The sequence below is a fragment of the Allohahella marinimesophila genome (genome assembly GCF_039538005.1).
Lineage (GTDB): Bacteria > Pseudomonadota > Gammaproteobacteria > Pseudomonadales > Oleiphilaceae > Allohahella > Allohahella marinimesophila.
On the sequence record NZ_BAABBO010000022.1, the window covers coordinates 87612 to 93863 of the forward strand.

Annotated in this window: 5 protein-coding genes; 2 read left to right on the top strand and 3 right to left on the bottom strand. The window is 57.6% G+C overall.

The features are described 5' to 3' along the window. Positions 1–59 precede the first annotated feature (59 nt). Positions 60–692, top strand: a complete 633-nt coding sequence (locus ABD735_RS19325; protein ID WP_344809586.1) for a riboflavin synthase subunit alpha — start codon at positions 60–62, stop codon at positions 690–692. Positions 693–703: 11 nt separating this feature from the next. Here ABD735_RS19325 and ABD735_RS19330 read toward each other — a convergent pair whose 3' ends face one another. From ABD735_RS19330 to ABD735_RS19340, 3 genes are read right to left on the bottom strand one after another with little or no spacing between them, the layout of a single operon-like run. Beyond that, positions 704–1870, bottom strand: coding sequence for a DNA polymerase III subunit (locus ABD735_RS19330; RefSeq protein ID WP_344809588.1), 1167 nt, complete (start codon positions 1868–1870; stop codon positions 704–706). 56 nt (positions 1871–1926) lie between these two features. Next, entirely contained in the window at positions 1927–4146 is a 2220-nt protein-coding gene (locus ABD735_RS19335; protein ID WP_344809590.1) for a transglutaminase TgpA family protein, read from the bottom strand. Continuing rightward, positions 4139–5215, bottom strand: coding sequence for a DUF58 domain-containing protein (locus ABD735_RS19340; protein WP_344809592.1), 1077 nt, complete (start codon positions 5213–5215; stop codon positions 4139–4141). The genes ABD735_RS19335 and ABD735_RS19340 overlap by 8 nt, the downstream gene beginning before the upstream one ends. 317 nt (positions 5216–5532) lie before the next feature. Here ABD735_RS19340 and ABD735_RS19345 point away from each other — a divergent pair, with 317 nt between their 5' ends. After that, positions 5533–6198, top strand: coding sequence for a hypothetical protein (locus ABD735_RS19345; RefSeq protein WP_344809594.1), 666 nt, complete (start codon positions 5533–5535; stop codon positions 6196–6198). Positions 6199–6252: the final 54 nt, after the last annotated feature.

Here is a 6252-nt window from a genome sequence, read left to right on the forward strand (position 1 = left end):
ATTTCTATAAGTGGCAGGCGAAGCGTCTGGCCCCTTCTACTCTCCAAGGCAGACATTGCATGTTCACAGGCATCGTTCAGGGCAAGGCCCGCATCAGAAGCATCGAGAAGCTGGAGGGGCTCTGGCGACTGCAGGTCGTTTTTCCGTCCGATCAATCAGCCACCAGCTGCGGCGCCAGTGTCGCTGTCAATGGCGCTTGCCTGACCGTGACTGCCATCAACAGCGCTGAACTGGCCTTCGACGTCATGCAGGAAACGCTGAGAATCACGACGCTTGGCCAGCTGAATGAGGGCGACTGGGTCAACTTCGAGCACGCTGCCAGAATTGGCGACGAAATTGGTGGTCATCTCCTGTCTGGGCATGTGCACGGCGTAGCCACGGTGGCCGCCGTTACCAATACACCCAACAATACCAATATTGCCTTCACCGTACCTGAGCCCTTGCGCGCCTATATCTTTCACAAGGGCTATATCGGCGTGAATGGCGCCAGCCTCACCGTCGGACATTTGACGCCCGACGGTTTTTCCGTCGACCTGATTCCTGAAACACTCAGGATGACGACCTTTGGCGAATTGGCAGACGCGGCCGACGCCTCTCAGCGGGCCGAAGTGAATCTTGAGATAGACAGCCAGACCCAGGTGATCGTGGATACGGTTGAGCGCATTCTGAGGCAGAAAGCTGGTTTGGGCTGAGCGCAGGTCAGCTAGCGAAGCAGTTGCTGTGACTGCGTCAACGCGGATAGAAAGTCGACGGGTCTGACCGCGCCAGCTGACTGTCCGGTCTGAGCCGGAGGCCGGCGGCCCTCTCGCAGTTTCATGAGTGTAGCTTCGAGAAACAGCGGCACTGAGGGATTACGCCCTTCATTGAACTGCTGCCTGAAAGCCAGCAATGACTGGTAGGCAGCCTCGGCAGCTTCTGCTTCGAGGCTCGACGCCAGCGTCTGCAAATCCTTCAGTGCGCTGGACTGTACCAGCGTATGATCGGCGCTACTGACCGCAGCATCGCTCAGCTGCAGTCTGAACACGGATGCCCACACCCATAGCAGCAGATCAAGCAATTCCTCGACCGGCACCTTTGCCAGCCCCTGTGCGCCCGCGAAGATATCCTGCTGACCTTCAACGCAGGCAGTGAGTGTATCCAGGATAGTCATGAGCACAGGCTGTTGCTGCCCTTCTGCGCGCAGGGCCTCCAATGTTCGCCAGGGACTGAATTGGTAAGCCAGCGTCATGGCTGCAACGAGTTCCGGCAGGAGAGTCTCGTCACTCTTCGAGGTCGCAGCGCCCTTACCCGAAGCCAGCTGCCCGGCCACCCACTCATTCAACGCTGTCAGCTCCGGCTTGGGCAGCCTGAAATACTGGCAACGACTGCGCACGGTCGCTAGCAGGCGTGAGCGCTGCTCGCTGAGCAGGATCAGGGTGACGTCACTGCCCGGCTCTTCCAGTGTCTTGAGCAAGGCGTTGCCTGCCTGCAGGTTCAGCGCATCGGCTGGATCGAGAATGGCCACCTTGCGCTTCGAAATCTGCGGCCGAGTGTAGGCAAACTCGGTGAGACTTCGAATCTGGTCAACCTTGATAACCCGGCTATCGCTGGGCGCCAGCACCGTGAAATCAGGATGGCTGTCGGCATTCATCAGCAGGCACTGCCGGCATTCGCCGCAGGCCTGCAAGGCGCCATTCGGCTGGACAAGCGGCTCAGCGCAGAGCGCATCCATCGCCAGATGCCTGGCCAGGGCGAGCTTGCCGCTACCCCTCACGCCTTCCACGAGGAGCGCTGAAGGCCAACCCTGCTCACGCCAGCGACGTGATAACGCCGAGCGCACGTCAGCGTGCCACGGCAATAGCTTGCGAGCGGCGATGTCCTGCTCGCTCATGAGGCCCTCATATAGGGCTGGCAGTTCTGCATTGCTAGCACATCAGGTTCCTGACATTAGTTCGGGGTAGAAGTCTTTTGCAGGGTCAGCTTTCTCAGCAAGCCTCTCAGCTGGCGGAGCTCATTGACCTGCGCCCGCGCTCGGGCTTCATCAGCTTGCGGGCGCCTCGCGTAAAGCAGCCGCTCGAGCCTTTGACTGATGGCGAGCGCAGTCTGCGGGTCGGCGCCTGCGGACTGCATGATGCCACAGAGCTGACGCGGTGTAATCGCCGATGATGACACATCTGCCCCGGCCCGACGAAGTCTGCGTAGAAGACGGTCGTATACCCTGACTACCGGATCCTGTGCCCGCAGATGCCGTCTGCCGCGGAACAGCTGCATCAGGCCGATCAGAATGATCATGCCAGCAATGGCACCGGTAGCAATGAAGCCCACCTGTTTGATGTCCACATCGCCGAAGAAGGCCGATAAAAGATTCTGCTGGGTTTTCTGATCGTAATTGATGACCCACTTCTGCCAGAGGTAATTGGTGTATTCCAGACGCATGCTGACCCAGTTCAGCGCGCTGATACCGGAAAAGCGTGACAGCGACAGCTCGTTGCTGAGAAAGCTGCCCTCCTCCGCCACTGCCGAGCGTAGACCGGACTCGATGCGAAGCGGCGACACGGCAGCCGTCGGGTCGACTCTTACCCAACCAATACCTTCCAGCCAGGCTTCGACCCAGGCATGGGCATCATACTGCCGCACTACGAGGAAGCCACCAGTCGAGTTGAACTCACCACCCTGGTAACCGGTCATGATACGTGCTGGTATACCGGCCGCGCGCAGAATCACCGCAGTGGCTGATGCAAAGTGTTCACAAAAGCCTCGCCGCGCGCCAAACAGGAAATCGTCCACGTTGCTGTCCGGCTCGAGCACAGGGGGGTTCAGCGTGTAGGTATAGGGCTCGTTACGGAAGTGATTGAGCAGATCGTAAATAAAGGCTGCCTGGTCCTCATGCTTCTCGCGCAATTCTGCAGCAAAGGCGCGAGTTTGCGGATTGCCATCGGCCGGCAGTTGCAGTAAACGGCGCCGATGAAAATCGTTCAGTTCCAGTCCTGCCGTTGCGCCTAACGCTATTACCTGCGGCAGACCCGGAATATGCGCTGCCTGAAGCCGTCCCTGCGCCTCCACGGCTGCCTCATCGAATGGCAGTGATTGCAGACGGTAAGCTGCAGGACTTTTCACCGGGCGGGCAAAGCGGATCAGGCCGTCAAGGGTCTGCAGTACCGCACCACCGCGATTACTGCTCTGACCACTGAGCTGGCGACTGGTAGGTATGGAGGCGTTGAGCGAAAATCCCCAATCGCGATTGTGCGCATCCAGCAGAATTTCGTAGCCGAACTCGGGCGACGACAATGCGGCCTCTATCGCCTGGTCATCAAGACCCAGTCTTCGTAGCCGCGTCTGAGGCAGCATCCTTGATTCATCGATGCCCCGTTGCTGGCTTGATCGCGACCACTGCCCTGCAGTAAACAGATCCATCGCGAGCGCTCGCCAATACAATGTTGGCGAAGGCGGAGGGGGACCGTCGAAATCCGCCCGGAAGGCTCGCTCTGATGATTGCGCCAGATTGGAGACCTGACCTGGCATCATGCTCTCCGACAACCCGGTAAACGCGGAGGTGCTATTGAGCGGCATAGACCAGATTGGCCCAAGACGGGGAAAAACGATGTAGGCGACCACGAGAATAGGCAGCGCCCAGGCGAACAAACCGAAAGCCCGCTTCACGGCACCGAAGTACGAGGTCCGCTCGAGGGCACCGTTGATCCCCATCAAGGCGATGAATGCAAAACCGAGCGAAATGAATACGAAGAGTGTCGTGAAGATCGACTGATCGAAGAGAAAGCCGAGCGGCATCAGGAACAGTGTCATGAACACGAAGAGATAAGCGTCCCTTGTCGACCCTGTCTCAAGCAGCTTCAAACCATAGGTGAGCAGAAAGAAGCCCACCGCGTTCTCAATAGTAAACTGGCCTCTGGCGCTGACGATAAAGAGAGTGATGCCAAGCAGTAGCAAAATCACTTTTACCCACAATTGCGGCAGTCTGAAACGTCCTCTGAACACCATGATGCGCCAGAGCAGAATGCCGCTGAGGGCAATGTTGAGCCAGATCGGCGTATGCTGTATGTGCAGCAGCGCCGCTAAAGCAAGCGATAGCAACAACCAGGGAATACCCTGCGGATTGATGCCTGCAGCATCTGCCCGACTGGCGGTACTAAAGCGCCGCTCAAGCATTGGGTGTCAACTCAGGGTAGCGCGCCAGCGCTTCGAGCGCCTCCTGCCTGTGCTGCGGCCCAAGGCCCGGTGCCAACTTCCACTTGCCCAACCTGAGTCCGTAAGGTTGATGCCCCTGGTCTCGCATCAGCACCTCGGCACAAAGGTTCGACATCTGCAGCTCCACATCCCGCCCGGCATAGGCGGCCTGATCGATCCAGACCGGATCGGCCGACTCCGAAGAAAACAGTTTGGTATACAGCACGCCCTGCTGCGCATACTTTTTCCACGCGATCCGGCTGCGCGACTCGCCCAGCTCATAGTTGCGGAGACCATCGAAATCCACCGGCTGCTGCTGCCGAAGCTTCCTGTCAGGCTGGCTGTCGCCCTCGCTTTCGGCATCGGCGCCATTGGCCTCACCATGAATCGGTCGGGGATATACCAGCACCTCGATGTCGAGATCCAGCCATGACCAGACCCTCACCAATCCCAGTGGGTAGACGCTGGTGGCCAGAAGCCTTGGCGCACGCTGTATACCGCGCCGCAGGCATTTTATCGGCAGGGTCGTGGACTGCAATTCAGATTCGCTGCCAGGCTCACCTGCTTGATCGGTCGACGGCAGGCCAGTATGAATAAGCTGATAACGAATGCTCGCCGTGCTGGCGGGCCAGCCAAGCTGAATGGCGACATGACGATCGCCGGTGGCGGGCGTACCCCGACCACTGCCAGAGTCTGTGCCGGCCGCTCGTGTGGAACAGACAGTGAGATTGACCAGTGCCTCTTCGCCAGCATGGGCTGGTTCGGCATCATGAAAGGCCACCGTGAGCCCGGCGAAATTGTTGAAGCTCATATGAATGTGAACGACAAAGACTGCAAAAAACAGGAAGGCCGTCGCCAGAATCATCGAGTTCTGATAATTGATACCAGCTATCAGCACCAACACCACCGTCATCAGAAACATCAAGCCCCAGCGCGTCGGCAGGATAAAGACATTCTTGTGCCCCAGGCGAATCCGCGACTGCGGCGGCAGCCTGCGCGAGACCCAGCGCTGAACCACGCTAGAAAAATAACCGGTTCTTTGTGAATCCAACTCTGCGGGGGCAGATCCTTGCAAAGAGTGCCTCTTTCTGTGTTGTTTCGAGCCTAATGGAACGGAAAAACGCAAGTGGTAACGCGTTTATGTTCGCGAGGTCATGAGGGTGTCTTTACAAGCATAGCCGATGAGCAGGGGTGAGCATAATCGAGCGTCGAAGAGTGACCCGATGTGTGCCGCAAGTGACTGAGAGGGAGCGAGCCACACTTCTGACGACTTTCATGCTTACTTCACACCTTCGATCGAAGTCTGACCTGCGATGTTCGCTTCAGCGTAGTATCCTGTATACTGTAGAAAAATGCATGAGGTGACAGATGAACAAAACAAACCAAACGCGTGTGTTGTCGAGTCCCGATTCGGCCTCCACTTCTGCATTTGTTCTCTGCGCTTGTACCATGGCCTTGTCAGGCGGCGTTTTCGCCGAGGTAAAGTCGCTCACCAGTGACGAACTCACCGAAACCTATATCAAGGATTCCACCATCATCGTCACGCCAGCAGCTGCGCCGCAGCCTGAGCGGCAGTCGATGACCTATACGATTACACCTGGCCAACCAGCCAAGACGGAACCTGAACTACAGGCAGATCTGGCTAATGCTACCGCCGAACAACGTCAGCATCTCGAGCGAGCCATTGAAGCTGCCCGTCAGGCCAACCTGGAATCGCCTTTCATTCCGCCACAGGAAGTGGCCGTGGCGCCGCTCAGAGAGCCGATACCCATCCCTTTTGGTGTTGAGATTCCTGAAGGTCCTTTCGACCTGAACACTTTGCTTGGCCAACAGGGAATCGAGCAGCTGCCTTATGGCGATCAGCTCAACCTCGTCAATAATGGTGAACAGCTCATCATGACTATTGGCAATATTCCTGGTTATGCGCCTTTGCAAGTCGACGAAGCCATTCGCGGCCGTTTCATGGAAGTCGTACCGCTGCCTCAGGGTGGCGCTGAAATCCGTTATAATCTGGATGCGCTGCAAGCCAGGTAGAAGGATTCAAGCATAAAAAAAGCACCTTGAAGGTGTAATGCCAGTCAGTTAAGC